Genomic DNA, 25259 nt, shown 5'->3' on the forward strand with positions numbered 1-25259 from the left:
CCCTGGGTCTGGCGGTGCGGAGGTCCTGCCGGCCCGCCTCAGCCGTCGTCGCGGTCAGCCGTCGCCGTTCGCGGCGGCCGCGATGGCGGCCTCGACCTCCTCGGTCACCGCGTTGGTCCCGCCCACGATCCGGATCGTCTCGATCGGCCCGGAGTTGGCCGCCACCAGGTCCAGGATCTCGGGTGATCCGGCGGGGTCCTGGCCGTTGACGAGGGCGACGGTGTCGCCGAGGGCACCGATGACCGGGCCGGTCGTCAGGGCGTCGGGCCAGTCCAATCCCGTAGCGACCCACAGCACTTCGGGGTCGAGGCCCAGCGCCAACCCCTCCTGGTACAGCAGCGCCAGCGTCTCGTACCTGGTCGCGCCGGCGATCCGCTCGATGTCAAAGCCCAGATCGGCGATCTGCTGCTCGACCTCGGCGCTCACGGCGGCCGTGCCGCCGACGACGATGACATTGGTTGCCTCCGATGCCGCCAGGGCATCGATGGTCTCCTGTGGTAGCCGGGTGGCGTTCACCAGCAGGATCGGGCGCTGGGAGAACGCCGCCTGCGACGAGACGCCCAGGGCATCGGGCCAGCCCCGCTGCGGATCGACGTTCTCGCCCTCGGTGATGTACACGGTGGTGCCGTCCGGCTCGTCCAAGTTGGCTTGGACCAGTCGCGCGGTGTCGAAGCGGTTCACACCACCAACCCGGCTGACGTCCAGTCCGAGATCAGCGACCTGTCCGGCGGTCTCGGCCGAGACCGCGACCTCGCCGCCCAGGATGAGGGCGTTCTCCGCCCCCAGCCGAGTGATCTCGGTGGATGTGGCCGAGTCGAGCTGGCCGGTGGAGGTCAACAGGATCGGTGCGTTGAGTTGCCGCGCGATGGTGGCGCCGGAGAGGGCGTCCGCGTAATCGTCGGACCGCGCGAGCACCACCCAGGGCGCGCCATCCGGGTAGGCGATCTGTGCCACCAGGATCGCGGTCTCGATGCGGGTGTCGCCCGCGACTCGGACCACCTCGGCGCCAGGCTCACCGTCACCCTCCAGCACCGTGACTGTCACGGTTGCCGTTGTGGTGTTCCCGCCTTCGTCGGTGATCTCGTAGACGAAGGTGTCCGTCCCGACGAAACCCTCGTTCGGCGTGTAGATGAGTTGACCGTCGGGACCGATTTCGACGGTGCCGTTGGCTGGGCCATCGAATCCGTCGGGGTTGATGGTGATGGGCCCGCCATTGGGGTCGAAGTCGTTGTCGAGCACCGGGATCCGGACGCTGCCGCCTGTAGTGACGGTGGCGTCGTCGTCCTCGGCGACGGGCGCGAGGTCGTTCACCTCGACCGACACCGTCGCAGTGGACGTGTTCCCGTTGATGTCGGTGATCTCGTAGGTGAAGGTGTCGAGGCCGACGAACCCGGGTGGCGGTGTGTAGACGAGTTGCCCGTCCACGATGTCGACCGTCCCCTGGGTGTCGGAGGTGTCGACGTCGGTGATGTCGAGTCCTCCGCCGGCTGGATCGGCGTCGTTGCCGAGCACGTCGATCGTGACCGAGGTGGGGTCGCCGTCACCGCCGTAGCCGTCGACGGTTGCGCTGTCGTCCTCCGCCTGCGGTTCCAGACCCCCGACGGTCACGGTCACATCAGCCGTTGCCGTGTTGCCGCTGCCGTCGGTGATCGTGTAGGGGAACGTCTCGGTACCGACGAAGCCCGGGGGTGGGGTGTAGACCAGCTCACCGTCGACTATTTCGACGGTCCCCTCGATGCCGGAATCGTCGAATCCGGTGATCTCCAGACCGTTGCCGGCCGGGTCGAGGTCGTTGGCGAGTGCGTCGATGGTGACCGAGGTCGGGTCCTCGCCGGGGGAGTAGCCGTCGACGGAGGCGGCGTCGTCGGAGGCGGTCGGCGGGACATCGCCAACGGTGACGGTGACGGTTGCGGTCGTGATCCCCCCGTCGCCGTCGTCGACGACGTAGGTGAAGGTGTCGGTCCCGTCGAACCCGTCGAAGGGGGTGTAGACGACGGTTCCGGTCGCCGTATCGATGGTGACCGTTCCGTTGGAGGGCTGCGTCCCCAGGCCGAACGTCAACGGGTCGCCGTTGGGGTCGCTGTCGTTGGCGGCGACATCGATCGTCACCGGTGTGTTCTCATCGGTGGTGGCGGTGTCGTCTCCGGCCTCGGGGGGAGCATTGGGCACGACCACCGTGACCGTGGCGGTGTCGGTCCCCCCGTCGCCGTCGATGATGCTGTACTCGAACGTGTCGGTGCCCTTGAAGCCGGCCGTCGGGGTGTAGGTGATCGTGCCGTCACCGCCAGCGACGGCTGACCCGTTCGCGGGAGTGCCGACGGTCGAGACCGAGATGGGGTCGTCGTTCGGATCCGAGTCGTTGTCGAGCACGGGTATGTCGACGGGTGTGGCTGGATCCGTTTCGGCGTCGTCGTCGACGGCGACCGGTGGCTCGTTGGCAACGGTGACCGTGACCGTCGCCGTCGCCGTTCCACCATCGGGGTCGGTGACCGTGTAGGTGATCGTGTCAGTGCCCTTGAAGCCGGGGGGTGGTGTGTATGAGAGGGTTCCGTCCGGGTTGACGGTGACCGTTCCCTGACCGCCCTGCGTGCCGGTGACGGTCAGTGGCGAGCCGTTGGGGTCGCTGTCGTTGCCGAGGACGTCGAGGATCGAGGTACCCGTTCCTGGCACGTCAGCGGTGTCGTCGCCGGCCGTGGGGATGGCGTTCGGCACGACGATCCGCACGACGGCGGTGTCGGTCCCCGTGTCGGTGCCCGTGGTGTCGGCGATCGTGTAGGTGAACTCTGCCGTCCCGACGAAGGTCGGGTCTGGCGTGTAGTCGATGGTCCCGTCCGGGTTCAGGTCCACGGTCCCGCTCGAGGGCGTGCCCACGCCGGTCACGGTCAGATCAAGGCCGTTCGGACTGGTGTCGTTGCCCAGCAGGTCCCCGGCCGTCAGCGGAGCGGGCAGCGAGCCCGGCGCCGGATCGGGAAGGACGAACAGGTCGTCGGTCGCCAGTGGGGCGTCGGCCGACACCTCGATCACCACGGTCGCAGTCGCGGTTCCGCCACGGCCGTCTTCGATCGTGTACGTGAAGGAGTCGGTGCCGGTGAAGCCCTCGGCTGGCGTGTAGTCGAACGTCCCGTCACCATTGTCGACGATGGTTCCGCCACTGTCGGTGGTCGTGTCCACCTGCGTGACCGTCAGCGTGTCGCTGTTGCTGTCCGTGTCGTTGGCCAGGGCGTCGATCGTGACCGTGGTCGGCGGCTCGGCCGGCCCGTACGCGGCAACCGTTCCGAAGTCGTCGCGTGCGTCTGGGAGGGCGTTGGCGACGGTCACGGAGATGGTGGCCGTGTCCGTTCCGCCGTTGCCGTCTCGGACCTCGTAGGTGACCTCGTAGGTCCCGGTGAAGCCGGGAGGGGGCGTCACGACGACCGAGCCGTCGGGGTTGACCACAGCGGAACCACCCTCGGGCACGCCACCGACGATCGAGACCGTGAGCGTGTCGGAGTTGGAGTCGGTGTCGTTGTCGAGTGGGTAGACGGTGACCGGCGTGTCGGTGTCGGTGACCGCCGCGTCGTCATTTGCGACTGGTGGGGCGTTGGCCACGTCGACGGTGACGGTGGCCGTGTCCGTTCCGCCGTTGCCGTCGCTGATCGTGTACTCGAACGAGCCCTCGCCGACGAACGTGGGGTCGGGGGTGAAGACGGGCAGGCCGCTGCCAGCGTCGATCGTCACGGTGCCACCGACGGGGTTGTCGACGCCGATGACCGTCAGCGGGTCGTCGTTGGGGTCGTTGTCGTTGGCGAGCACGTCGATGGTCGTCGGCGTGTCGAAGGGCACGGCCGCGGTGTCGTCGGTCGCCTCGGGCGGCGCGTTGTTGACCGTCACGGTGACGGTCTCGCTGAGTGTCGAGCCCGACGCGTCGCGGACGGTGTAGGTGAACTCGACGTCGCCGGACACGCCGGGTGCGGGCGTGAACTGGACCTGACCGTCGATGACGATCGCCTCGCCGACCGCCGGGTCGACGTCCACGCCGACGACACCGAGCGGACCGGTGCTGCCGGGGGCGGCGTCGTTGGCCAACACGTCGATGGTGATCGGCGTCTCCGGGTCGGTCACGCCGCTGTCGGGCGCGGTCACGGGCGGCACCTGGGTGACCGTGAGGCTGACGGTGGCTGTCGCCGTCCCGCCGTTGCCGTCATCGACCTCGTAGGTGAAGGGCGGCACCACGACGACATCCGGGTCGTCATCGCCCAGCAGGCCGGGATCGTAGGTGATCGTGCCGTCACCGTTGTCCGTGACCCCATCCGGCAGGCCTCCCGGGAAGGAGACCGAGAGGTCGTCGCCGTTGACGTCGGTGTCGTTGGCGAGGAGGTCGATGGTGATCGTCTGACCCTCCTCCACGGCGCCGGCGTCGTTGCGAGCGACCGGATCGGCATTGGCCACATCCACGGTGACGGTCGCGGTCTGGGTCAGACCCTGCTCGTCGGTGACGGTGTAGGTGAAGGTGTCTTGGCCCGCGAATCCTGGATCGGGTGTGTAGACGAGCTGCCCGTCCACGATGGTCACCGAGCCGTTCGGCGGGTCGCTGACCGCGGTGATGGTGAGCGCCGCGTCATCACCGTCGGGGTCGCTGTCGTTGCTGAGCACGTCGATCGTGACGGGCGTGCCGGGACCGGTGCTGGCCGTGTCGTCGTCGGCCACCGGAGGCTGTGCGATGTCGACCGCGACCGCGGCGGAGGTGTTGTTGCCGGGGTCGGGGTCGGTGTTGTCACCCGACACCGTGGCGGTGTTGCTCGGCGAGTCACCGGGTGCGCCCGTCACCTCACCCTCGATCTCGAGGGAGATCGCCGTCCCGGAGGCCAGGGCCCCCAGGTCGCACTCGACGAGTGTGCCGACTTGGGTGCACTCGGCCGGCAGCGATGTGACGCTGATCCCCGCCGGGATGTCATCGGTCAGGACCACCGCAGGATCGGCGTTGGGACCCGCGTTGCGCACCTCGAGGACGTACGTGACGGTCTCACCGACGGCGACGGGGCCAGCCGGGTCCACCGACTTGCGGACCGACAGGTCGCTGCGCACCACAACAGGCTGGGAGTCGACGTTGCTCGAGTTCTCGAAGTCAAGATCGGCCGTGGAGGAGAACGCGACGGTCGCGTCGTTGTCGATGCTGGAGCCGTCGACGACACCCTCCAGCACCTCGACGCGGTACCGAATGGTGTTCACCTCGTCCGTCTCGAACACACCGCCGTCCGTGGCATCAGCACCCGTGCCCAGACGCGCCGTCAGCACGTTGCCTGCCACGTCTACCTGGTCGTCGCCGGCGGCGGCGGTCTTGCCGCCGGCGTTCACCCCGTCGACGTAGCTGATGGAGCCCGGGACCAGGCGCGTGAAGGCTGGCAGTTCGTCGGTCAGGACCGTGTCGACTGCGTCGTCGATGCCGTCGGCCGCCGGTGGCTGCAGGTTCGAGATCTCGATCGTGTACTCGATCACGTCCCCGGGCTCGGCGCTGCCGCCGTTGATGTCCCGCCCGGTCTTGGTGATCTGCACGTTGGGGGCGAAGAGCTCGGTGGAGAAGGTCACGACCCCGGGGAAGTACTGGTCACCGCTGGACGTCAGGTTGATCGTCGAGCTGGTCTGGTTGTTGGTCAGGATCCCCGAGGCGTCGACCCGATCGAGGTCGACGGCGAGCTGGTCGACGAAGTCCGGGTTCTTGTCGTCGAACCGTGCGCCGAGGAACGAGATGGAGGAGTTGAAGAAGTTGGTGGACGGGTTGTTGGTGTCGGAGATGACGTCTCCGTCCAGGCTCAACTGGTCGCCGGTGATGCCGCTGTCGCCCTCCCAGGAGAGGATGCCGACCTCGGACCGCACCGTGCCGAGCGGCGGTGTCTGGAAGCCCTCCAGGGCGATGTTGATCGGGTTGCCGTTCGAGACGACGTCATAGCCGTCGAAGATCGTCAGGTTGCGCGCAGGCTCAGCCTGGTCGCGGTACGCCACGATCAGCGCCCACCCGCCGTACCTGCCTCCACCCAGCCCCGCCTGGACGTTGGCGACCCCGTAGGTTCCGGAGCCCGCGGCCCGGACCTGGGCGGTCACGTCGGCGACACCCTGGTAGTCACCCGTCGCCGAGCCGTCGACGGTGTCGGCCACGATCGGCTGGTAGTCGGCGTCCCCGGGAACGGTGAGCAGGACACGGCCCTGATCGGCAGGCGTCGGCGCGGCAGGTCCGTCGGGCCCCGACGCTGCGGGCGTGTTGCCGGAGATGCGCGCCCCCCAGTACAGCCCGGCGTACAGCACCTCTCCGCCAGCCGGGATCGTGAGGTCAGCGGTGGAGGAGTTGAAGGTGTTGGGGTCGCTGTCGATGTCGACGTTGATCATCGCGAGGCTGTTGTTGGACCCGCTCTGGGTGCCGGCCCGTGCCGCATCGCAGTTGCCCTGACCTGGCGTACACGACACCACCACGTTCCCGGTCTGGGTGATGTCGCCGGGCGTGTTGATGCTGAAGGCCGGACCGAAGGAACGGTCGCCGCTCGCTGGCGGTGGGCCAGTCTGGGCCGCGGCCGGACTGGCCATCCCCGTCAAGGCCATGGCTGCGGCGAGCACACCGACGAGCACGCGCAGCGTGGTGCTGCTGAGCGTGGCGCGGTGATGGGTGGGCGCGGACGTGAGGGGCATCAGCGTTCCTGTTCAGTTCGTGGCATGCGTGCCGCCGCCCGTGTCGGCGGCCTCCCGTGGGTGTTCCGTGTCACGCGCCGTCCGGCGGTGACGGTCCGTCAGGAGTAAACCACATACCGCATGATGGAGGTAGCCGGTTCGGGAGGTCGTTGCGGCGCGATGGTCACATCCGCGCCTTTGGGGCGGCCAGTACCCTCACCGCCATGCGTGACGCTCTCCTCCTCGTCGCCGGCCTGGGACTGCTGACCTACGCCGCCGACAAGTTCGTCCTCGGCGCCGTGCGCGTCGCCACGATCCTGCGCGTCTCCATCGTGCTGGTCGGTGCCCTGGTCGTCGGCTTCGGGACCAGTGCACCGGAACTCCTGGTCAGCGCGCTGGCCTCGATCGACGGGAAGCAGGACATCGCCCTCGGCAACATCGTCGGCTCGAACGTCGCCAACGTCATGCTCGTCATCGGGTCGGCGGCCCTCTTCGGCGTGCTGCCCATCACGACCCGGATCTGGAGGCAGGAGATCCGGCTGATGCTGATCGCGATCGGCGTGCTGGCGCTGGTGTCCTACGACCTTCGGGTCTCGACCATCGATGCCATCTTCCTGCTCGTCGGTGCCGTCGCCGCCATCGGGCTGATCATCTACTGGGCATCCAAGGACCGTGAGGCCGCGCAGGAGATCCAGGTTGAGGTCGGCGAACTCAGCGAGGGAGAGCACCGCTTGGGACCCTCCATCGTCCTCACACTGGTCGGGCTCGCCGGGACGTTGGCGGGGGCCCAGATGCTGGTGGTGGGGGCCTCCGGACTGGCCGAGGCGCTGGGGCTGAGCGAAGCGGTCATCGGTCTCACGGTCGTGGCGATCGGGACCTCGTTGCCGGAACTCGTGACGGCCGTCGCCGCTGCACGACGCCAGGAGAACGACCTGATCATCGGCAACGTCGTCGGCTCCAACATCTTCAACTCCCTGCCCGTGGCCGGGGTTGCCGGGATTCTCGATACCACGCCGCTGGACAGCCAGTTCGGCTTGAGCCTGCTGCTCATGGTCGGTGGCTGCGTGCTGTTCGCGGTCTTCTCGAGGACCGACTTCTTCGTCAACCGGTGGGAGGGCGGCGTCCTGCTGGCCGGCTACGCGGGTGTGACGGCTCTGGCGCTGTAGCTCGCTCAGCACTCGGCCTGGGGTCCGCTGTCACGCAGTCGAGCGCCCGATACCATCGCGCAGCCGCGTCGACGTGGACCTGCTCGGAGTACCCGCCAGGACCCAGACCCGGCATCTCCCGAAGGCACATCGCCTTGCGTGGCCCCTGAACTGCTCGGGGGTAGAGCCAAATCACGCGTAGACCACGAAAGAGGAACCCATGGCAGTTCGCATGCGCCTGCGGCGCGAAGGAAAGAAGAAGGCCCCGTACTACCGGGTGGTCGTCGCCGACTCCCGCTCGCCTCGTGACGGGCGCTACATCGAGGACATCGGCTTCTATCAGCCGCTGAACGACCCCTCGACCATCGAGATCAACTCCGAGCGCGCGCTGTACTGGCTCGGCAACGGGGTTCAGCCCTCGGACCAGGTGAAGCAGTTGCTCCGCGTCAGCGGCATCTGGGAGGAGTTCAAGCCGGGCGATCCCGGTCGCGACCGCACCGCGAAGATCGAGCAGCGCGCCAAGGAAGCCGCCGCCCGCGACGCCAAGATCGCCGAGGCGGAGGCCGCGGCCGCCAAGGAACTGGCCGACAAGCGCGCCGCCGAGGAGGCGGAGGCACAGGCTGCCGCCGACGCCGCTGCCGCTGAAGCAGCGGCCGCCGAGGAGGCCGCGCAGGCCGAGGCCGCTGCAGACGAGACTGACAGTCCCGTCGAGGAGTCGGCCGCGGACACCAACGCCGATGACGCCGGTGCGGACGACGCCGCGGCTTCCGAGGAGGAGTAGGTCATGGAGATGACCGAAGAGGTCCTCGACTTCATCGCGAAGAACCTGGTCGACAACCCCGACGACGTCCACATCACCTCCACCGATTCCGACGGTGGCGTCCTGCTCGAGCTGCGGGTCAACCCCGAGGACATGGGCAAGGTCATCGGCAAGCGGGGTCGGACCGCCAAGGCCATCCGCACCATGATCAAGGCCGCGGGGACCCGCGAAGGCATCAACGCCTCCGTCGAGATCATCGAGTAGCGCGGTCACCAGCCCGCCGATGTCCGACGTGCCCGCCGACCGCGTCATCGTCGGAGTCATCGGCAAGCCGTTCGGGACCTCCGGCGAGGTCTACGTGTTCGCCGACGCCGACCTGGACGAGGGGTTCGACCCGGGGACCGTGCTCGACGCTGCGCAGGCACCAACGGCTCAGCTCACGGTCCGGCACTCTCGGCATCAGGGCGACCGCCTGGTCGTGGCCTTCGACGGCGTCGGGACCCGAGGGGATGCCGAGTCCCTCCGCGGTGCGCTGCTCCACCGCGGACGCGACGAGGTGACCCTCGTCGAGGATGCGCTGTGGGTGGCCGACCTCGTGGGCCGCCGCGTGGTCGATGTCACGGGCGCTCCCGTCGGCGTCGTCGATTCGGTCAAGGACGGGCACGCCCACGACCTCCTCGTGGTGTCCCTGGACCGTGGCGGGCACGCCTCCATCCCCATGGTCACCGAGTTGGTCGAGTGGTCCGTCGACCCGCTGGTCCTCCACCCGATCCCCGGTCTCATCGACGACCAGTGGCTGTAGCGGGAACCGAGCGATGAGGAGAGCAGCGCTGTGAAGATCGACGTCCTCACGATCTTCCCCGAGTTCTTCCAGGGGCCGTTCGACGCCTCCCTGCTCGGACGAGCGCACGAGACCGGGCTGGTCCAATTGGCCGTTCATGACCTCCGGGACTGGACCGGCGACCCCCGCCGCACGGTGGATGATGCGCCCTACGGAGGCGGGGCCGGGATGGTGATGACCCCGGCGCCCTTCTTCGCTGCGGTCGAGGCCCTGTACGGCGGGGTGGACCAGCGCCCGCGGACGCTGGTGATGACACCGAGGGGGCGCCAGTTCGACCAGCGCATGGCGACGACGCTTGCGACGGAGGACCACCTGCTCCTGCTGTGCGGCCGCTACGAGGGCATCGACGAACGCGTCCACCTGCACCTGGCGCACGATGAGATCTCCGTCGGCGACGTGGTCCTGGCGGGCGGTGAGGTGGCTGCCGCCATGGTGGTGGAGGCGGTCACCAGGCTGGTACCAGGTGTCATGGGAAACGCCGACAGCGGGGTGGAGGAGTCCTTCGGAACCTCCGGCCCGCAGGCCGGGCTGCTGGAGCACCCCCAGTACACCCGACCAGCATCATTCCGTGGCTGGCAGGTCCCGGGCGTTCTACGGTCGGGTGACCACGGCCGGGTCCAGGCGTGGCGCACCGCGCAGGCACGGTCCAGAACCCGGCTCGTCCGGCCGGACCTGTCCGGCCCCGAGAACCTCTCCTGACCCGAGCCCGAAGGCCAGCGCCGTGACCAACCTGCACGACTCATCCGCGTGGCCGCCGCCCGTCCCGGCGTCCCCGCAGGATGGGGGGTCGGTGCCTCGGTCGACCTTCCGCCCGCCGCGCCCTGAAGAGCGGGCACCAGCCGAGCAGCCGTCCCAGACCGAGCAGCCGGAGGCCCCCCAACCTGCCGAGAAGGGGGTGGTCGTCAGATCGTCGTCCGAGCTCGCCTCCGAGTCCCCTGCCGCGGCCGAAGCCGCGGAGGGATCTCCATCGGCGGCCACGACCGTGCTGCGGGGGCTGCGCGAGTTGGTGCAGTTGCTCGTGATCGCACTGGTCATGGCCTTCATCATCAAGTCCCTGGCGATGCAGGCCTTCTTCATCCCCTCCGGCTCGATGCTGCAGACCCTCCAGATCGGCGACCGGGTCCTGGTGGAGAAGGTGACCTACCGGTTCCGTCCACCGGAGCGGGGTGAGGTGATCGTCTTCCGCCGGCCTGGCCTCGAGACCCAGGGATTCAGCCTTCGTGAGACCGCAACGTCCTTCCTCGAGGGCATCGGTGTGGTGCAACCGGACCCCGAGCGGGACCTCATCAAGCGGATCATCGGCCTGCCCGGCGAGACCATCGAGCTGATCGATGGCGTCGTCCACATCAACGGACGGGCGCTCGAGGAGCCCTACGCAGCCTTCGAACAACGCCCCTTCGGCCCGTTGGTCGTTCCCGCGGGTGAGTACTTCGTGATGGGTGACAACCGCACCAACTCGCTCGATTCCCGGTTCGGGCTCGGCACCATCCCCGAGCAGAACATCATCGGGCGGACCTTCGCGATCATCTGGCCACTGCCGGACGCCACCCTCGCCATCGACACCGACTACCCCGGCGTCGGAGAGCAGTCCCTGGGAGCAGCCGAGTAGCGCTCAGTTGACGCTCCTCTGTCGGCCCCGTACCTTGGACCGTCGCGCCCGACCGGCGCTCGTTTCCCTATGCCTCCTGCGGAGCACGCGCCGACGCGGCAGCCCCGACGCCCCAGAGAGGTCACCTCACCAGGCCGCCTGTTCGCGCCACCCAAGCTGTTGCCAGCCCAACCCTGCTCCACCAACCCCCTGCGGAGTCCTCCACGATGAACCCCACCGATCTTGTCGACGTCGAGACCGTCCGCGACGACATCCCCGACTTCAGCCCTGGTGACACCCTCAAGGTGCACGTCCGTGTGACGGAGGGCGAACGCACCCGAATCCAGATCTTCGAGGGCGACGTGATCGCACGTCGCGGCAGCGGCCCACGCGAGTCGTTCACGATCCGCAAGGTCTCCTTCAACGGCATCGGCGTCGAGCGGATCTTCCCGCTGCACGCGCCGATCATCGACAAGATCGAGGTCGTCCGTCACGGCAAGGTGCGGCGCGCCAAGCTGTACTACCTGCGGGACCGGGTCGGCAAGAAGGCCAAGATCAAGGAGAAGCGCACCAGCTGACGACCGCGCTGCCTGCGCGTCAGCCCACCGCCGTGAACGGCCTGGAGACGACCACCGACGACTCGACGGACAGTCGAGCCGACGCCGACCCGCAGCCTGAATCGGCGGCAGCAGGCCGCAGGCCGGGCTTGGCCCTTACTCGCTTCTTCGCGGAGCTGCCCGGCCTGATCATCGTGGCGCTGGTCCTCGCCTTCCTGCTGAAGACCTTCGTCATCCAGGCGTTCTACATCCCGTCCGCGTCGATGGAGCCGACGCTCCAGGTCGGCGATCGGGTGTTGGTCACCAAGCTGGCCTACCTCTATCGCGAGCCAGAGCGCGGCGAGATCGTGGTGTTCCGTGAGGAGGAGGTGGGTCCGACGACGCAGGGCAACATCGTCGGAGACACGGTTCGGTCCTTCGCCTCCGGCCTTGGCCTGATCCAGCCCCTCGAGCGGGACTTCATCAAGCGGATCATCGGCTTGCCCGGTGACGAGGTGGAGATGCGCGGCGGGGTCGTGCTGATCAATGGCGACCCGCTGCCCGAGTCGCTCATGAGCGACGGCGGCTACCTGGCCGAGCGGGACCTCAACGACTTCGGACCCGTCACCGTGGAGGCTGACCACTACTTCGTCATGGGGGACAACCGGCCCAACTCCTCCGACAGTCGGTTCTCGCTGGGCCAGATCGATGCCGACCAGCTGCTCGGCCGGGCCTTCGTGACGATCTGGCCGATCGACGGCGCCGGGTCCCTGCCGATAGCCGAGTACGAGGAGTAGACCAATGGGATTCAACGCCACACGCCGCTACCGGGACTCCAAGTTCAAGGACATCGGCATCCTGATCAGCGCCATCCTCATCATCGGGGGACTGGTGGCCTGGGCGGCCGGCGTCTTCTAGATCGCGACGGCCCGACGGCGTCCGCGGGGTTGTCCACAGACCGGCTGAGATTCCTCTCGGGGCACGTGGACTGATGCCTACCGTCCTTCGGTATGCATCGACGCCAACAACTCGGTGCGGCTGGTGAAGCCCGCGCAGCCGCCTACCTGACCCAGCAGGGGTACCGGATCCTCCACCGCAACTGGCGGCCGGACCTGCGGGAGGTCCGCGGCGAACTCGACATCGTCGCCCGGGAGGCGGACGGGACCGTCGTCGTGGAGGTCCGGACTCGATCCACCCTGCGGGCAGGGACCGCGCTCGAATCGGTCGACCGGCGCAAGCGCCGGCGGCTGCGGCTGCTCTGCGCCGCGTACCAGTACGAGACGGGCACTCGAGGACCCCTACGCGGTGACGTCATCACGATCTACGCGCCACTCAGCGTGGCCGACGCCAGCACCGAGCTGCGGCACCTGCGGGGCGTCTGGTGAGGGTCGGCATCGCCTGGACCGTGGCCCTCGAGGGGCTGATGCCGCGCCCGGTCCGAGTTGAGGCCCGTGTCACCCACGGGCTCCCGGGCTTCACCGTGATCGGCGGTCCCTCGGGTGACACCGGCGAGCGGGTCAGGGCGGCCCTGGCCGCGGTTGGCCACGGGGTCGGCCAGGTCAAGGTCCTGGTCAACCTGGCCCCGGCCGACGTCCGCAAGCGAGGAGCCCGCTTCGATCTGCCGATCGCCGTGGCCGTGCTGCGGTCGCTCGCGGTCATCGACGAGGGTGAGGACACCCTGATCGGCGAGCTGTCCTTGGCCGGCGAGGTGCGTGGCGTCTCGGGGGTCCTGCCGAGCCTCCTGCCGGACGGCGCGCTCGGCGGACGAGCGGCTGCGACCTCGCCCCCGACCCCGCGCGGCGTCGGCAGTGACGCCGTCGTCGTACCGTGGGCCAACCGTCACGAGGCCCGGTTGGCGGGCGACCGCGTCGTGGTGGGGATCCGCACGCTGCGGGACTACGTGGACATCGCCACTGGAACGACCAGGCCCGAGCGGATCACGCTGCCGGAGGGTCTGCCCGAGCCGGCCGAGGTTCCCGACCTGGCCGATGTCGCCGGTCAACCCGAGGCACGGCGAGCACTGGAGGTGGCGGCATCAGGTGGTCACCATCTCCTCATGATCGGGCCGCCCGGCGCCGGCAAGTCGATGTTGGCCCGCCGACTGCCGGGGATCCTGCCGCCGCTGACCGCAACCGAAGCGCTGGTCGCCGCCTCCGTTCGGTCCTTGGCAGGGCGGACCCGGGGGCTGACCCGACTGGAGTCGATGGCCCCCTTCGCCGCACCCCATCACTCGGCCAGCACCGCAGCCCTCCTCGGCGGTGGCTCGGGGTTGGCACGACCGGGGGCGGTGAGCGACGCGGCGCACGGTGTGCTGTTCCTCGATGAGTTGTTCGAGTGGAGCCGACGGACGCTGGATGCGCTGCGCGAGCCCATGGAAGAGGGCGTTGTCAGGCTGGCCCGTGCCCACGGCACCGTCACCTACCCGGCATCGTTCCTGCTGGTCGCTGCCAGCAATCCGTGTCCGTGTGGACCGGCCCGCGGTGGCTGCCGCTGCCCGGGCAACGAGGTCGCGCGGTACCGCGCCCGTCTGACCGGTCCGTTGGCCGACCGCTTCGACCTCGCACCGCTGATCCAGCCCGTCCCCGCGACGGCGCTGGCCGGTGGCGCCGGTGGTGAGCCATCGAGTGCCGTCGCGGCCAGGGTTCGGGCCGCGCGGGCCTGGGCCGCCGACCGCGGTCACGGCCCGAACGCGACTGCACCGGCGGCGGTGGTCCGGCAGACCGCCGACTCCGACGCCCTCGACGTGCTCGTCCGGGCAGTCCAGCGCGGACGGCTCAGCGCCCGTGGCTTCGATCGAGCGCTGCGCGTCGCCCGGACCTGCGCGGACCTGGCCGGCCGGCCCCGCATCCACGAGGAGGATGCCCACGAAGCGGTCGGCCACCGCGCTCGGCTCGACCAGACCTGGGAGCAGGCGGCGTGACGGTGCGCTCGCTGGTCCGCCACCTCGTCGAGGCCGAGGTCACCCCGAACCAGATCGCTCGCGTGCGCCGGAAGCTCGGCCTGGACGCCGGCCCTCGTGTGGTTGCCACCACGTTGCTGGCCCAGTCCCGTCACGCGACTCACGCCGCCGGGGACGGACCGGCGACGGGCGACAGCCGAACTCTGCAGAAGGCCACACCGGCGCCGGACGACTATCACCTGCTCGTGGTCGGCGACGACATGCCCCCGCTGCTGTCCCAGACCTGGGAGGCTGGTGGTCCGCTGTGGCTGTGGTGTCGGGGTCAGCCGCCGCCTGATGGGCCTGCCGTTGCGATCGTCGGCACGCGCAGGCCGACCTCCGACGGGTTGCGACTGGCGCGCAACCTGGCGGGCGACCTGGCCCGCGCCGGTGTCCGTGTCGTCTCCGGGATGGCTCGCGGGATCGACCAGACGGCCCACCGCGGTGCGCTGGCCGCTGGTGGTCGAACCACCGCCGTCGTCGGCACCGGCCTTGACGTGGCCTATCCGGCCGGTAGCGAGCGCCTGCAGGCCGAGGTGGCAGCCAGTGGCGGGGTGCTGAGCGAGTTCCCGCCCGGCCACGGGATTCGCCAGCCCGCCCAGTTCCTGGCTCGCAACCGGATCCTCGTCGGCCTGGCGGATGCCGTTGTTGTGATCGAGGCCGGGCAGCGCAGTGGCGCGCTCAACAGCGCGAGTTGGGCGGCCACGTTCGGTCGAGAGGTCCTCGTCGTGCCGGCCAGTCCGTCGAACCGTGCCGCGGCAGGATCGCTGGCGCTGCTGGTCGACGGAGCCGCGCCGGTCAGGAACGCCCGCGACGTGCTGGACGTGATCGGGGTCACCCAGCCATCGCCGGGAACAGATCAGAGCCAGCCACGCCAGGGCAGGGCCCCCCAGGCGTCGGCCCCCTGCCTCGCGGATCCGGCGGTCGCCGAGGTGGTCGCGCTGCTGGGGCCCACGGAGGTGAGCCCCTCCGAGCTGGCCGGTGCCTGCGATCTGCCGGTCAGGCAGGTCCTCGTGGCGGTCTCCAAGCTCGAGGACGCCGGGCTCGCCCGACAGGGCCCCGGCGGCGTCGCGGCTACCTGGCAGGGGGATGCCGCGACCGTACGGTGAGGACATCCCGCGCCCCATCGACCAGATCGGCGAGCTGTGCCAACCACCAGTGACGACCCCCGCTGGGCGTCGGCGATGCGGTCCTTCGAGCGACACCTGGACCTGGAGCGGGGCCTGTCCAGCAACACCGTCCAGGCCTACCTGCGTGATGTGGGAGACCTGGCGAGTTGGTGTGCGGAGTTCGCCATCGGGCCGGACGAGGTGACGGTGCAGGTGCTGCGCCGGTTCATGGGCCAACGACGGCGGGAGGGGTTGGCGCGGTCCACGATCAGCCGCAAGCGGGCAGCACTGCGGACGTTCTTCGCCTGGGCCGCCAAGCGAGGCCTCGTCGAGGCCGATCCTGCTGTCCTGCTGGACGCTCCGAAGACCGACCGGTTGCTGCCGAAGGTGATGCGGATCGACCAGGTCGCTGCACTGCTCGGCGATCCCGTCTCGGGCATCCCCGACGCCATCGATCGGCGCGACGCGGCGATCCTGGAGCTGCTGTACGCGAGTGGTGCGCGGGTCAGTGAGGTCACCTCCCTGGATCTGGGCTCGATCGACCTCCGTGCGGCACGAGCCCGACTCCACGGCAAGGGAGACAAGGAGCGCCTGGTCCCCCTTGGCGAACCCGCCCTCGTGGCGCTCCGACACTGGCTCGGATCCGGCCGCGACGTGCTGCTCGGGGCCGGCAACACCCCGGCCCTGTTCCTGGGCCGGTCGGGCGACCGCGTCGATCGGGGCGCGATCTACCGCATGGTCCGATCCCGGGGGATGCGGGCCGGCGTCGGGCACGTCACGCCGCACATGCTGCGACACTCCTTCGCCACGCACCTCCTCGAAGGTGGCGCCGACCTCCGCAGCGTCCAGGAGCTCCTCGGGCATGCCAGCCTCGCGACGACGCAGACCTACACCCACGTGTCCCGCGAACACCTGCGGTCGGTCTACGCCGGCGCCCACCCACGAGCGTGACCCGCCTCAGTTGTGCCGCTGTTGCGCGGATCGTGGCGACGGCGCCCTACACTCACAGGTGTGTCCACACCATCAACCACCTCTCGTTCGCCCGGCCCGGGGATGGCACCTGAGGTCGTTGCTCTCTGGGAGCGCTTCAAGGACGACGGTGACCAGGACGCCCGCGAGCGGCTGATCCTCAACTACTCCCCGCTGGTGAAGTACGTCGCCGGCCGGGTGAGCGTCGGCCTCCCGAACACGGTGGAACACGCCGACCTGGTGTCCTACGGGATGTTCGGCTTGATCGATGCCCTCGACAAGTTCGAGTTGGACCGCGGATTCAAGTTCGAGACCTACGCCATAACCCGCATCCGCGGCGCGATCATCGACGAGCTCCGCTCGGTCGACTGGGTCCCCCGCAGCGTTCGGGCCAAGGCCAAGCGGGTCCAGCGGGCCCTCGCCAAGCTCGAGGAGCAGCTGGATCGGACCCCCACCGAAGAGGAGCTGGCCGCCGAGATGGAGATCTCGGTCGACGAGCTCCGCCAGATCCTGACGCAGGTGTCGCTCACCTCGCTCGCCGCGCTCGACGAGCCGACGGCCTCCGATGACGGCGGTGGCCGCCAGACGCTGGTCGACACCCTGGCCGACCGCTCCCTGACCGATCCGCAGCAGTCACTGGAGGACCAGGAGTTGCGGGCCATCCTGGCCGATGCGATCAACCGGATGTCAGAGCGCGAGAAGACGGTCATCGTGCTGTACTACTTCGAGGGGATGACGCTGGGCCAGATCGGCGAGGTGCTCGGGGTGACCGAGTCGCGGATCTGTCAGATCCACACCAAGGCCGTGCTGGGGCTGCGCACCCGGATGACCGCCAAGCTGTAGCGCGTCAGAGCAGTTCTCCACAGGCCACGGGAATTCCCTCTCGGGACGCCACCGGTCTCACGTACCGTGCGCCTCGTGTCAGAACTGGCCACACGATGGCAGCGCGGCGCGTCCGCCGCGGTGCTGGTACTCACCCTCCTGCTCGCTGGCGGGCCAGCGGGTGCGGTCCACGCAGCGGAGGCCGGTGGCGTCCAACGGCCCGTGCCCGGTGCGGTGACCCGGCCCTTCGACCCGCCGCCTCATCCCTACGGCCCCGGCCATCGGGGTGTCGACCTTCACGCAGTCGGTGGTGAGCGGGTGACCGCGCCGCTGGATGGCACGGTGCGCTTTGCTGGTCAGGTGGCGGGTGTCGGTTGGGTCTCGCTGGAGCATGGTCCGGCACTGCGGACGACGTACGGGCCCGTGACGGCGCTGGTGAGACGTGACCAGGTCATCCGGGCAGGGCAGGTCATCGGTGTGCTCGAACCGGACGCCACCCACCTCGACTGGGGTGTTCTCCGCGACGGGGAGTACATCGATCCGCTGCTGCTCCTGATGCGTTGGCGGCTCCACCTGATCGCACCTCGACGCTGAGGTCGGAGGCTGAGCACGGTGGGCACGGTCCCCGTGACGTGGAGTGTTGCGTCTTATCCTCCCCGGAGAAAGATGGGGTTCGATCGGGGGCGCTGGGGACCGTCGACGTCTGGCTGCACAAGAGGTGGTGGCACGGCTACCCTTGGTCGCTGCACGGGTCTGCCGGATGGTGTGCCCGATGCGACACCCGCCCGGAGCGATCCGGAGCACATCACACAGCGCATGGCCGAACCTGCGGTCCGCCCCACCGGCGGAGGTTCACCTCGGCTAGTCGGATCTCTCGGCTGCCCCTGGCACGTGCGCGAGGCCCAACCGCGAACACAACAGGAGAAACATCATGAGCGTCGTCACCGTGCGACAGCTGCTAGAAGCCGGTGTCCACTTCGGGCATCAGACCCGCCGCTGGAACCCCAAGATGGAGCGGTACATCTGGGGGGAGCGCAATGGGATCTACATCCTCGACCTCCAGCAGACGGTCGGCCTGCTCGAGCGTGCCTACCAGTTCCTCGAGGACACCGTCGCCGGTGGCGGCACCGTGCTCTTCGTCGGAACGAAGAAGCAGGCGCAGGAGGCGGTTGAGCAGCAGGCACTCCGCGTCGGGATGCCCTACGTCAACTTCCGCTGGTTGGGCGGCATGCTCACCAACTTCGAGACCATCAAGACCCGCCTCACGCGACTCCGTGAGTTGGAGGACATGGTCAACGACGGCACCATCGAGTTGCTGACGAAGAAGGAAGGGCTGTTGCTGACCCGCGAGTTGGACAAGCTGCAGCGCAACCTCGGCGGCATCCGGTCCATGACCAAGCTGCCATCCGCCATCTGGGTGGTCGATACCGTCAAGGAGCACATCGCGGTCTCCGAGGCCAACCGCCTCGGCATCCCTGTGGTCGCCGTCGTCGACACCAACTGCGACCCCGACATGATCGACTACGTGATCCCGGGGAACGACGACGCCATCCGTTCGGGTGCACTGCTGACCCACCTGATGGCCGACGCCTGCGCCGCCGGGTACGCCCGCCGCGCGTCGCGCAGCAGCGACGACGTGGTGGCCGAGCAGGCCGCAGCCGTGTCGGCGACACCGGCACCGGAGCAGGCCGAGGCCGCCCCGGCGGCGGAGCCCCTGGCCGAGTGGGAGATCGCCCTGCAGCAGGAGGAAGCCGCCTCAGCTGCCGCTGCGGCCGGCGCACCCCCCGAGGCGGCTGCGGCTGAGGCTGCTCCTGCCGACGCCCCGTCTGCTGACGCCGCGTCTGCTGACGCCGCGTCTGCTGACGCCGCTCCTGCGGCAGAGGAGCCGGTTCCGGCCGCTGACGCCGCCCCCGCTGACGCCGCACCCGCGGCCGAGGCGCCCGATCAGGACGACGCCGAGCCCGAGGCACCCGCCGAGTAGACCACTGGGTAAGACGACCAAGGAAACCAACACATCATGAGTGACACCAAGATCAGCGCCGCGGACGTCAAGGCCCTCCGGGAAGCCACCGGGGCCGGGATGATGGCGTGCAAGAAGGCTCTCGTCGAGGCTGACGGCGACATGGAGGCCGCAGCCGACATCGTCCGCAAGACGACCGGACTGAAGATGGAGCAGCGAGCGGGTGACCGCACCGCCGCCGAGGGACTGGTCCACGCCTACCTGCACACCCCGACCCCCGGCGTGCCCGCCAAGGTCGGTGTGATGCTCCAGCTCAACTGCGAGACCGACTTCGTCGCCAAGGAGGAGTCCTTCCAGCAGCTCGCGCAGGACATCGCGCTGCACATCGCCGCCTCCAAGCCGGTCGCCGTGTCCGAGGACCAGGTCGACCCTGCCCTCATCGAGAAGGAACGGGCCTTCGCGAAGAGCCAGGCCGAGGAGGAGGGCAAGCCGGAGAACATCGTCTCCAAGATCGTGGAGGGTCGGGTCGCCGCGATGCTGAAGGATCAGGTCCTGCTGAATCAGCCATTCGTCAAGAACCCCGACCAGACCATCGCCCAGCTCATCACCGACGCCAGCGCCCGGACCGGTGAGAAGATCGAGGTCGGCCGGTTCGTCCGCTTCCAGATCGGCTAGGGCCGGTGGCACCTTACAGCCGAGTCCTCCTCAAGCTGTCGGGGGAGACCTTCGCCGACGAGAGCACGGCCATCTCGCCGACCATCGTCGGATCGGTGGCTGACCAGTTGGTGGAGGTCTCTGCGCTCGGCACCGAGATCGGCGTGGTGGTCGGTGGAGGCAACATCCTGCGCGGCGCGTCGCTGTCCGCCACCGGCATGGACCGCTCGAGTGCCGACCACATGGGCATGCTGGCCACCGTCATCAACGCACTGGCCCTCCAGGATGCCTGCGAGAAGCGTGGCGTGAACACGCGTGTCCAGTCGGCGGTCGCCATGCAGGAGCTGGCCGAGCCCTACATCCGCAGGCGGGCTGTCCGCCACCTCGAGAAGAAGCGGATCGTCATCTTCGCCGCGGGGCTGGGAGCGCCGTACTTCTCCACCGACACCGCGGCGGCGCAGCGCGCCCTCGAGATCGACGCCGAGGCGATCCTGAAGGGCACCAAGGTCGACGGGGTGTATGACGCCGACCCGGCCGTCGACCCGAGCGCCACGAAGTACGACCGGCTGAGCTACCTGCAGGTGCTCGCCGACGAGCTGAAGGTGATGGACGCCACGGCGATCTCGCTGTGCATGGACAACCAGTTGCCCATCATCGTGTTCAACATGATGACCGAGGGGAACATCCGCCGGGCCGTGGAGCGGGAGCCCATCGGGACGCTGGTGGAGCGGGCTGAGGACGACGACGGCCAATCTCGGGCAGGATAGTCCCATGATCGATGACATCCTGGACGAGGCCGAGCTCAAGATGGACGACGCCGTGGAGCACACCAAGGACGGGTTCTCCAAGATCCGGACCGGTCGGGCCAACCCGCAGCTGCTGACCGGTCTCCGCGTCGACTACTACGGTGCATCGACGCCGCTCCAGCAACTGGCCGGGATCACCGCACCAGAGGCCCGCATGCTGCTCATCGCCCCCTATGACGCCAGCTCGCTCCGCGACATCGAGAAGGCGATCATGATGAGCGACCTGGGATTGAACCCGAGCAACGACGGCTCCGTCATCCGGGTGATCCTCCCGGAGCTGACCGAAGAGCGGCGAAAGCAGTACGTCAAGCTGGCCCGCGAACGCGCCGAGGACGGCCGGATCGCGGTTCGCAACGCCCGGCGTTCGGCCAAGAGCGATCTGGAGTCCCTCGAGAGCGAGGGTGAGATCAGCGAGGATGAACTGCGTCGGGCAGAGGACGATCTGCAGAAGCGCACGGATGCGGCGACGTCCCAGATCGACACGGTGCTGAAGGCCAAGGAGGCCGAGCTGCTGGAGGTGTGACCGGTCCTCGAGTCACACGACGTCATGGCAGCCCCAGAGCAACCGGAGTCATCGGCTGACGGCCAGCCGGTCGAGCCCATCCACCGTGGCGGGCGCAACCTTCCGGTCGCCATCGGCGTCGGTGTGGGCCTGGCGACCATGTTCGTCGGATCGCTGCTGATCCACCCGCTTCTGTTCCTCACCTTCGTGTTGGTCAACATCGGCATCGCGCTGTCCGAGCTGCACGCCGCATTCGCCCGCACCAAGGCCCCACCCCCGACACTCGTGGCCCTGATCGCCCTGCCGGTGATGCTCTACGGTGCCTACCTCGGCGGTAGCGACTTCGTCGTCGTCGGGCTGTTCATGGGTCTGCTCACCGGCTTCCTCGCAGTCATGGTCACCGGCAAGCGCGGTCACGCGGTCTCACGGATCGCTGCCCTCTCGCTGATGCTGCTGTGGGTCAACCTGGGGGCCAGCTCACTCGGGCTGCTCCTGCAGCGCGATGACGGACACTGGTACGTGATGGCAGCGACGGCCTTGACCGTCACACACGACATCGGCGCCTATGCCTTCGGCCGCAACTTCGGTCGCCACCGGATGGCGCCGCAGATCTCCCCGAAGAAGAGCTGGGAGGGTTTCGGCGGTGCGGTGGTCACCACCGTGCTGCTGGCCGTGCTGGTGACTGCGCGGCTCGTGCCCGACCTGAGCATCGGGGTGGCGCTGGCAGTGGCTGGCGCGGTCGTGATCGCTTCGACCACCGGTGACCTGGCCGAGTCCGTCCTCAAGCGTGATCTGGGCGTGAAGGACCTCGGCACCATCTTCCCGGGCCACGGCGGGGTCATGGACCGCATCGACGCCCTCCTCATCTCGCTCCCGGCCACGCACGTCACGCTCCTGACGTTCGGCATCTAGCGAGTTCGCCGATGGCAACCCACACTGAGTCCGTGCAACCCGACCCCTACACCCCGGACGGCCTGGCGCAGTTGCTGGCCGACGAACCGGCCTACCGCCGTGACCAGGTGGCGGAGTGGCTGGCCAAGGGCATCGACGATCCAGCCGAGATGACCAACCTGTCCAAGGATCTGCGGGCGCGGCTGGCCGAGCAGATGCCAGCGCGACCCCGCGTGCTCAAGGTCAGCGAGTCGGACGGCGGACTCACCAGGAAGGTGCTGCTCGAGTGCGGGACCGCTGGCGCTGCCGAGGCGGTCGAGAGCGTCCTGATGCTGTACCCGGCCACGGGTGACCGCTCCGCCCGAGCTGGATCAACGGCGCGCGCTGGGCGAGCGACGGTCTGCATCTCCACCCAGGCCGGCTGTGCCATGGGTTGTCCCTTCTGCGCCACCGGCCAGGCAGGGTTCAGACGGCAGCTGACCGTCGGTGAGACCGTGCGACAGGTCACCGTGATGCAACGGCTCCTCGCTGGCTCCGATGGTGCCGGTGAGCTGGGATCAGCTGGGCTCCCCGACGGTGTGCCCGACTACGTCACCAACGTGGTGTTCATGGGGATGGGTGAGCCGCTCGCGAACCTCGATGTGACGCTGGAGGCCGTCCGGTGGCTCCACGGCCCATTCGGGCTGTCCGCACGGTCCATCACCGTGTCGACCATCGGGCTGGTGCCCGGCATCGTCAAGCTCGCCGAGCTCGACCTCCCGATCACGCTGGCGATCAGCCTGCACGCTCCCGACGACGACCTTCGCGACGATCTCGTCCCGGCCAACCGGCAACACCCGCTTGCCGAGGTCTTCGGCGCCGCACGCCACTACCTGCAGTCCACGGGCCGACGGGTCAGCTTCGAGTACGTGATGATCGACGGCGTCAACACCACGCTCGAGCAGGCAGCCTCGCTCCGACAGTTGCTGGCCACCCACATGCCGAGCGGCTCGGCCCACGTCAACCTGATACCGATGAACCCGACCCCTGCCGTCCCGTGGACCGCTCCCTCGATCAGCGACCAGCGGGCCTTCGCCCGGGTCCTCGACGACGGTGGCATCTCGACCACCATCCGCGCCAATCGCGGCAACGACATCGACGCCGCCTGTGGGCAGTTGTACGCCAACTACCAGATGGCCAGCGGCCGCATGCTGCCTGCGGCCGTGGGCGCCGCCGACCGAATCGCACAGCGATGAGCCGCCGCACCGTCGCCATCGTCGGGTCCACCGGCTCCATCGGAACGCAGACCCTCGACGTCATCAGCCACCACCCCGACCGGTTCGAGGTCGTCGCGCTCGCCTGTGGTCGCCGGGACGACATCATCCAACAGGCCAAGAACACCGGTGCCCGACTCATCGGCGTCGCTGATGACGACCTGGCCGGTCGTGTGCGCGAGGCGCTCCCCGACGTCGAGGTCTGCGTCGGGGCCGGTGCCGCCGCAGACATCGCCGGCTCGGGGGCCGACGTCGTCATCAACGGCATCGACGGTGGCCGCGGCCTCGAGCCGACGTTGGCGGCGCTGCACGCCGGCAGCCAGCTGGCCCTGGCGAACAAGGAGTCGCTGATCGTGGGCGGCGACCTGGTCCGCGAGGCCCGGCAACGCGCTGATCAGATCGTGCCCGTCGACTCCGAACACTCCGCGATCGCGCAGTGCCTGCGGGGTGAGCAGGCCCGGGATGTCGGGCGGCTCGTCCTCACGGCATCCGGCGGACCGTTCCGCGGCCGCGATCGGGCCGACCTGGCGACCGTGACGGTCGCCGACGCCCTCAACCACCCGACCTGGGACATGGGCCCGGCCATCACCATCAACTCCGCGACCCTCGCCAACAAGGGCCTCGAGGTCATCGAGGCGCACCTGCTCTTCGACATCGACTTCGACGACATCGACGTGGTCGTCCACCCACAGTCGATCGTGCACTCGATGGTTGAGTTCACCGATGGGGCGACCATCGCCAAGCTGAGCCCGCCTGACATGCGGCTACCCATCCAGTTGGCGCTGACCTGGCCCGAACGTCTTGACTTCGCACCGACGCGGATGGACTGGGGCTCCGCGGTCCAGATGACCTTCGAGCCACTGGACCACGACACCTTCCCCATGGTCCAGCTGGCCCGCCAGGCCGGTCGGGCCGGTGGCACCGCACCCGCTGTCTTCAACGCCGCGAACGAAGCGGCGGTTGCCGCCTTCCTCGACGGGCGGCTGTCCTTCCTCGGCATCGCGGACGTCGTCGGGGACACCCTCGAGGTCCACCAGGCCGAGCCGATCGAGAGCCTGGAGCACGTCCGTCAAGTCATCGACGAAGCACGGACCACCGCCCGAGCACACATCACCCGCCGCGCCTAGACCGGGCTGCCAGCCGGTGTGTCGCCCATGAGCGGCCTGTCGCGCGAACCTGACACACCCTGGCGGGCCCGACACGTTCGGCTCGTCGGGTCGTCAAAGCAAGCCCAGGTTGCGGGCCTTGGTGGCCGCCTGGGCTCGGGACGACACAGCGAGCTTGGTGCACGCCTCCGAGAGGTAGTTGCGCACGGTTCCCTCGGCCAGGTGCAAGTCCGCGGCGATCTCACGACCGGACAGGCCCCTCTCGACCGCCCGGAGGACGTCGCGCTCGCGGTCGGTCAGCTCCACCGTCGCCTCCCACGCCTGGACGGCCAGCTCTGGGTCGATCACACGGCCTCCGTCGCGGACGGTGCGCAGGGCCTGCACCAGGTCCTCGATCGGTGCCGCCTTCAGCACATAGCCCGCGACGCCGGCGGCCAACGCTCGCCGCAGATAGCCGGGCCGCTGGAAGGTCGTGACGATGACCACGCGGCAGTCGAGCTCCTGCTGCTGGATCCGCTCGGCAAGGTCCAGACCCGTTGCACCCGGCATCTCGATGTCGGTCAGCACGATGTCCGGTTCATGGTGTGCGATCGCAGCCATGGCAGCGTGGCCGTCAGCCACCGTGGCCACGACGTCGATTCCCGGCTGGAGCCCCAGGAGCTGGGCGAAGGCGTCCCGGATCATGGCCTGGTCCTCGGCCAGGACGACGCGGACCGGGGAGTTGTCGGGTCCCACCGGCGTCG

At 69.0% G+C, this 25259-nt stretch carries 23 protein-coding genes; 21 read left to right on the forward strand and 2 right to left on the reverse strand.

Annotated features, from left to right (window positions below; translation table 11 throughout):
- Nucleotides 1-54: 54 nt before the first annotated feature.
- Complete coding sequence (locus C1746_RS16395; protein ID WP_116715850.1) at nucleotides 55-6657, reverse strand: Ig-like domain-containing protein; 6603 nt, start codon at nucleotides 6655-6657, stop codon at nucleotides 55-57.
- A gap of 203 nt (nucleotides 6658-6860) precedes the next feature.
- Here C1746_RS16395 and C1746_RS16400 point away from each other — a divergent pair, with 203 nt between their 5' ends.
- The 21 genes from C1746_RS16400 to dxr all read left to right on the forward strand — a co-directional run bounded on the left by C1746_RS16400 (nucleotide 6861) and on the right by dxr (nucleotide 24537).
- A complete protein-coding gene (locus C1746_RS16400; protein ID WP_116715851.1) occupies nucleotides 6861-7802 on the forward strand; it encodes a calcium/sodium antiporter in 942 nt (313 codons plus the stop codon).
- A 199-nt stretch (nucleotides 7803-8001) separates the two neighbouring features.
- Nucleotides 8002-8562, forward strand: coding sequence for a 30S ribosomal protein S16 (gene rpsP / locus C1746_RS23060; protein ID WP_116715852.1), 561 nt, complete (start codon nucleotides 8002-8004; stop codon nucleotides 8560-8562).
- 3 nt (nucleotides 8563-8565) lie between these two features.
- A complete protein-coding gene (locus tag C1746_RS16410) occupies nucleotides 8566-8805 on the forward strand; it encodes a KH domain-containing protein (RefSeq protein WP_116715853.1) in 240 nt (79 codons plus the stop codon).
- Between the two features lie 19 nt (nucleotides 8806-8824).
- The gene (rimM, locus tag C1746_RS16415; RefSeq protein ID WP_116715854.1) at nucleotides 8825-9343 is read left to right on the forward strand and encodes a ribosome maturation factor RimM; all 519 of its coding nucleotides are present in this window, start codon (nucleotides 8825-8827) and stop codon (nucleotides 9341-9343) included.
- A 30-nt stretch (nucleotides 9344-9373) separates the two neighbouring features.
- The gene (gene trmD, locus C1746_RS16420; RefSeq protein ID WP_116715855.1) at nucleotides 9374-10081 is read left to right on the forward strand and encodes a tRNA (guanosine(37)-N1)-methyltransferase TrmD; all 708 of its coding nucleotides are present in this window, start codon (nucleotides 9374-9376) and stop codon (nucleotides 10079-10081) included.
- Between the two features lie 91 nt (nucleotides 10082-10172).
- Nucleotides 10173-10991 carry a signal peptidase I gene (gene lepB, locus C1746_RS16425; RefSeq protein WP_162867863.1) on the forward strand — a complete coding sequence of 273 codons (819 nt, stop codon included), beginning with the start codon at nucleotides 10173-10175 and terminating at the stop codon, nucleotides 10989-10991.
- Between the two features lie 206 nt (nucleotides 10992-11197).
- The gene (rplS, locus tag C1746_RS16430) at nucleotides 11198-11548 is read left to right on the forward strand and encodes a 50S ribosomal protein L19 (RefSeq protein WP_116715857.1); all 351 of its coding nucleotides are present in this window, start codon (nucleotides 11198-11200) and stop codon (nucleotides 11546-11548) included.
- Nucleotides 11549-11580: 32 nt separating this feature from the next.
- Nucleotides 11581-12303: a signal peptidase I gene (gene lepB / locus C1746_RS16435; protein ID WP_162867864.1), complete on the forward strand. Its 723-nt coding sequence runs from the start codon at nucleotides 11581-11583 to the stop codon at nucleotides 12301-12303.
- Nucleotides 12304-12516: 213 nt separating this feature from the next.
- Nucleotides 12517-12891 carry a YraN family protein gene (locus C1746_RS16440; protein ID WP_116715859.1) on the forward strand — a complete coding sequence of 125 codons (375 nt, stop codon included), beginning with the start codon at nucleotides 12517-12519 and terminating at the stop codon, nucleotides 12889-12891.
- Nucleotides 12888-14426, forward strand: a complete 1539-nt coding sequence (locus C1746_RS16445) for a YifB family Mg chelatase-like AAA ATPase (protein WP_116715860.1) — start codon at nucleotides 12888-12890, stop codon at nucleotides 14424-14426. The genes C1746_RS16440 and C1746_RS16445 overlap by 4 nt, the downstream gene beginning before the upstream one ends.
- Entirely contained in the window at nucleotides 14423-15553 is a 1131-nt protein-coding gene (gene dprA / locus C1746_RS16450) for a DNA-processing protein DprA (RefSeq protein ID WP_116715861.1), read from the forward strand. The genes C1746_RS16445 and dprA overlap by 4 nt, the downstream gene beginning before the upstream one ends.
- A gap of 36 nt (nucleotides 15554-15589) precedes the next feature.
- Nucleotides 15590-16504, forward strand: a complete 915-nt coding sequence (locus C1746_RS16455) for a tyrosine recombinase XerC (RefSeq protein WP_205711942.1) — start codon at nucleotides 15590-15592, stop codon at nucleotides 16502-16504.
- A gap of 102 nt (nucleotides 16505-16606) precedes the next feature.
- Nucleotides 16607-17365, forward strand: a complete 759-nt coding sequence (gene whiG / locus C1746_RS16460) for an RNA polymerase sigma factor WhiG (RefSeq protein WP_116715862.1) — start codon at nucleotides 16607-16609, stop codon at nucleotides 17363-17365.
- Nucleotides 17366-17440: 75 nt separating this feature from the next.
- On the forward strand, nucleotides 17441-17938 hold the full coding sequence (locus tag C1746_RS16465; protein ID WP_162867865.1) for a murein hydrolase activator EnvC family protein: 498 nt from the start codon (nucleotides 17441-17443) through the stop codon (nucleotides 17936-17938).
- 337 nt (nucleotides 17939-18275) lie between these two features.
- The gene (rpsB, locus tag C1746_RS23065; protein WP_116715864.1) at nucleotides 18276-19325 is read left to right on the forward strand and encodes a 30S ribosomal protein S2; all 1050 of its coding nucleotides are present in this window, start codon (nucleotides 18276-18278) and stop codon (nucleotides 19323-19325) included.
- Nucleotides 19326-19361: 36 nt separating this feature from the next.
- A complete protein-coding gene (locus C1746_RS16475; protein WP_116715865.1) occupies nucleotides 19362-19979 on the forward strand; it encodes a translation elongation factor Ts in 618 nt (205 codons plus the stop codon).
- Nucleotides 19980-19984: 5 nt separating this feature from the next.
- Nucleotides 19985-20725 (forward strand): UMP kinase, encoded by a 741-nt coding sequence (pyrH, locus tag C1746_RS16480; protein WP_116715866.1) that lies wholly within the window; start codon nucleotides 19985-19987, stop codon nucleotides 20723-20725.
- A gap of 4 nt (nucleotides 20726-20729) precedes the next feature.
- Entirely contained in the window at nucleotides 20730-21287 is a 558-nt protein-coding gene (gene frr, locus C1746_RS16485; RefSeq protein ID WP_116715867.1) for a ribosome recycling factor, read from the forward strand.
- Nucleotides 21288-21311: 24 nt separating this feature from the next.
- Complete coding sequence (locus C1746_RS16490; RefSeq protein WP_116715868.1) at nucleotides 21312-22178, forward strand: phosphatidate cytidylyltransferase; 867 nt, start codon at nucleotides 21312-21314, stop codon at nucleotides 22176-22178.
- Between the two features lie 11 nt (nucleotides 22179-22189).
- Nucleotides 22190-23392, forward strand: a complete 1203-nt coding sequence (gene rlmN, locus C1746_RS16495) for a dual-specificity RNA methyltransferase RlmN (protein WP_116715869.1) — start codon at nucleotides 22190-22192, stop codon at nucleotides 23390-23392.
- Nucleotides 23389-24537 (forward strand): 1-deoxy-D-xylulose-5-phosphate reductoisomerase, encoded by a 1149-nt coding sequence (dxr, locus tag C1746_RS16500; protein ID WP_116715870.1) that lies wholly within the window; start codon nucleotides 23389-23391, stop codon nucleotides 24535-24537. Before rlmN ends, dxr begins: the two co-directional genes overlap by 4 nt.
- Nucleotides 24538-24630: 93 nt before the next feature.
- Here the strand turns inward: dxr and C1746_RS16505 are convergent, their stop codons facing one another.
- Nucleotides 24631-25251, reverse strand: a complete 621-nt coding sequence (locus tag C1746_RS16505; protein ID WP_205711944.1) for a response regulator transcription factor — start codon at nucleotides 25249-25251, stop codon at nucleotides 24631-24633.
- Nucleotides 25252-25259: the final 8 nt, after the last annotated feature.

This window comes from Euzebya tangerina (genome assembly GCF_003074135.1).
In the GTDB taxonomy this organism is placed as follows: Bacteria; Actinomycetota; Nitriliruptoria; order Euzebyales; family Euzebyaceae; genus Euzebya; species Euzebya tangerina.